Genomic DNA, 2,975 nt, shown 5'->3' with positions numbered 1-2,975 from the left:
CGAGCAGGTCGCACGCGTGGTGGCCGACGTCGTGGTCGCGCTCGACGGCTGCCCCATCGACCTGAGCCGAGTCGCCACCGTGATCGGCGTGGCCGGCACCGTGACCACCGTCGCCGCCGGCGTCCTCGACCTGTCGGCCTACGACCGCTCGGCGATCGACCAGCAGGTGCTGGCGGTGTCGCGGGTCCAGGAGCACGTCGAGCGGCTGCTGGCCCTCACGGTGCGCGAGCGCCGCGCGCTGCCGTGGATGCACCCGGGCCGCGCCGACGTGATCGGGGTCGGTGCCCTCATCCTCTCCCGGGTGCTGGCGCGTTGTGCTGCCGACGACCTCCTCGTCTCGGAGTGCGACATCCTCGACGGCATCGCGGCCTCCCTCCGGCGCTGAGGCGGGGCGCTGCGACAATGTGGGGGTGACTGATCCCCAGACGCTGCACGCGATCACCGTCCTCGGCCGTGACCGGCCCGGCATCATCGCCGAGACGACCGAGCGGCTCGCCGACCTCGGGCTCAACCTCGAGGACTCCACGATGACCCTGCTGCGGGGTCACTTCGCGATGATGCTGCTGAGCTCGGGCACGGTCGCTGCCGACGCCATCGAGGAGGCGCTCGCGCCGCTGACGACGGACGGCTCGCTGAACGTCACCGTGCGCGAGGTGCCCGCGGACGAGGCCGCCTCCGCGGTCGGCACGCACTGGCTCCTCTCGGTGCACGGCGGAGATCGTCCCGGGATCGTCTCTGCGCTCGTGGCGGAGGTCGCCCGGGTGGGCGGCAACATCACCGACCTGACGACGCGGCTCGCGGGCCCGCTCTACGTCGTCATGGCCGAGATCGACCTGCCGCCCGAGGTCGACGCGGAGGCGTTGCGCCTCGCCGTGCGCGAGGTCGCCGCCGACCTCGGGGTCGAGGCGTCGTTGCGGGCGGGCGAGGCCGACGACCTGTGAACCGGGTCGCTGAGTGGACCGAGCACGAGCTCGGGGTCGAGGCACGCGTGCTGGACGTCGTCCGGGCGCCGGCACCGGTGCTGTCGACGCCGGGGGAGCAGGTCGATCCCCGCAGCCCCGAGATCGTGCAGCTCGCCGCCGACCTCGTGGCCACGATGCGGGTCAGCCCCGGGTGCGTCGGGCTGGCGGCGCCGCAGGTGGGCGTCGGTGTGCAGGTGTTCTGCGTGGACGTCTCCGCGCACCCCAAGACTCGTGAGCACCACGGCACGTTCGTGCTCTGCAACGCCGAGGTCGTCGAGTCCTCGCGCAACGACAAGGCGCGGGAGGGCTGCATGAGCGTGCCCGACCTCACCGGCGACGTGAAGCGCGCCTCGAAGGTGCTCGTGCAGGGTCAGCTGCCCGGCAGCGGCGAGGTCGTGCAGGTGCGGGCCGAGGCGTTCGACGCCCGGGCGCTCCAGCACGAGATCGACCACTGCGACGGCCTGCTGTTCCTCGATCGCGTGGCCGGAGCCCATGCGGTCTACGCTCGACAGACCTACCTGTAGGCCTACCTGTAGGCCTACCTGTAGGCCTACCTGTAGGCCTGCCTGTAGGTCCGTGGCCCCCGTATCCCAATTGGCAGAGGAAGCCGGCTTAAAACCGGTGCAGTGTGGGTTCGACCCCCACCGGGGGCACCTCAGAAGGCCCGTGCGGCCCGAACGGGTCGCTCAGGCGGACTGGCGCATGAGCATCGCCGGGAAGGGCGCCGGCCACACGGCGCCGTCGGCGACGGCGGGCAGTCGGGTGCGCACCAGGACCCCGTAGTCGCTGTTCTCGCGCCAGGTGAGGATCTCGCGCATCGAGTCGCGCTCGATGGGCTGGTCGACGGCGATGGTGTCAGGGTTGATGTCGTGCTCCACGAGCCACCGGATGACGGCGCCCTGGAGGTGACCGGGCAGCCGGTCCACCGGGCAGTGCAGGGTCAGGGACGCCCCGCTGCACTCCACTGCTTCCTGAGTCATCATGTGGTTCCCCCGAGACCTCGTGGTGGTGCGGGGCTGTCCCGCTGGGCCCAGAATGCCGTGACCTGACGACTGTCAGATCGTGTGAAATTCTGTCAATCAGGCTTGCCCGCTCAGCGAGGTCGAAAATGGCGCCGCGGAGGCGCGTTTCAGGTCTAGACCGGAGCGTGGCCGGAGCGCGGTGGAGAGCGCTCAGGACCCGCCGGCGCTCCACAGACCCAGCCGGCGGCCGAGGTCGTCGGCCAGCTCGGCGGCGTACTCCTCGGTGAGGTGACCGCGGTCGCGGTAGGGGATCAGGTCACCGATGACGACGGGGCACTGGTCGTTCCAGCAGACCCAGGGGGTGGGGTCGATGAACTCGACGCCGGCGGCCTCCGCTGCGGCGACGGAGGCCTCGGAGTCCGCTTCCTGGAGATCGATCGGGGTGAACAGACAGGTCGCGAGGTCGGCCTCGCCCTGGGTGAGGCAGGTGCCCGGGTCGTCGTCGGACTTCGGGATGTCGCGCAGCAGCACCAGTCGATCGGTGTGGGGCTCGAGGCGGGCGAAGAGGTCCTCGAAGCCCTGCTGCGTGACGGCGGAGCGGTCGGGATCGACCTGACGCAGCCGCCGCCCGTCGTCGGTGTAGATGATCGCGTTGGGTCCGCTGGTCGACACCACGGTCAGGGCCGGGTCGATCTCGGCGACCTGGTCGATCGCCCAGTCGCGGAAGTCGCTGCAGGCCACCCAGGGCTCGTTGTCGCGGTTGATGTCGCCCACGAGCAGGTCGGCAGCCGTGCAGTTCGACTTCACCAGGTAGTACGTCGTGAAGCCGGCGCGCTCGGCGATCTCCTCGAACGCGGGGATCCACATCCGACCGTGGGAGTTGCCCAGGACCACGATCGACGGTGCTTCCGGGTCGCCGAGGCCGCGCGGGCACAGCTCGCGGACCTGGTCGTCGACGTAGTCGCACGCGCCGAGGTCGGGCACGCTGTCGGCCAGGTCGAGCAGGGCGGGACGCAGCGTCGCAGGGATCAGGTGGCCGTCGCGCGCGGCC

Annotated in this window: 4 protein-coding genes, 1 tRNA gene and 1 pseudogene; 4 read left to right on the top strand and 2 right to left on the bottom strand. The window is 71.1% G+C overall.

Going from position 1 to position 2,975, the window contains the following annotated elements; genetic code table 11:
• From VOI19_RS17370 to VOI19_RS17355, 4 genes and pseudogenes are all read left to right on the top strand, one after another.
• Positions 1-385 (top strand): annotated as a pseudogene (locus VOI19_RS17370) (exopolyphosphatase); the annotation flags it as partial.
• 25 nt (positions 386-410) lie between these two features.
• Positions 411-941 (top strand): glycine cleavage system protein R, encoded by a 531-nt coding sequence (locus VOI19_RS17365; protein ID WP_323794208.1) that lies wholly within the window; start codon positions 411-413, stop codon positions 939-941.
• The gene (def, locus tag VOI19_RS17360) at positions 938-1,486 is read left to right on the top strand and encodes a peptide deformylase (protein ID WP_323794207.1); all 549 of its coding nucleotides are present in this window, start codon (positions 938-940) and stop codon (positions 1,484-1,486) included. Before VOI19_RS17365 ends, def begins: the two co-directional genes overlap by 4 nt.
• 55 nt (positions 1,487-1,541) lie before the next feature.
• Positions 1,542-1,615 (top strand) — tRNA-Leu (locus VOI19_RS17355).
• A 33-nt stretch (positions 1,616-1,648) separates the two neighbouring features.
• Here VOI19_RS17355 and VOI19_RS17350 read toward each other — a convergent pair.
• Both VOI19_RS17350 and VOI19_RS17345 read right to left on the bottom strand, forming a co-directional pair.
• Positions 1,649-1,942: a hypothetical protein gene (locus tag VOI19_RS17350; protein WP_323794206.1), complete on the bottom strand. Its 294-nt coding sequence runs from the start codon at positions 1,940-1,942 to the stop codon at positions 1,649-1,651.
• A gap of 192 nt (positions 1,943-2,134) precedes the next feature.
• Positions 2,135-2,975 (bottom strand): SGNH hydrolase domain-containing protein (locus VOI19_RS17345; protein ID WP_323794205.1); only part of this gene is annotated, 841 nt, incomplete at its 5' end.

The sequence above is a fragment of the Nocardioides sp. genome (genome assembly GCF_034670285.1).
Classification (GTDB): domain Bacteria; phylum Actinomycetota; class Actinomycetes; order Propionibacteriales; family Nocardioidaceae; genus Nocardioides.
This window is presented reverse-complemented; position numbering and strand designations above follow the sequence as displayed.

Bases quoted from the DNA above. Each gene is read 5' to 3' on its own strand.
- VOI19_RS17350 (WP_323794206.1), bottom strand. From the start codon at position 1,942: ATGACTCAGGAAGCAGTGGAGTGCAGCGGGGCGTCCCTGACCCTGCAC.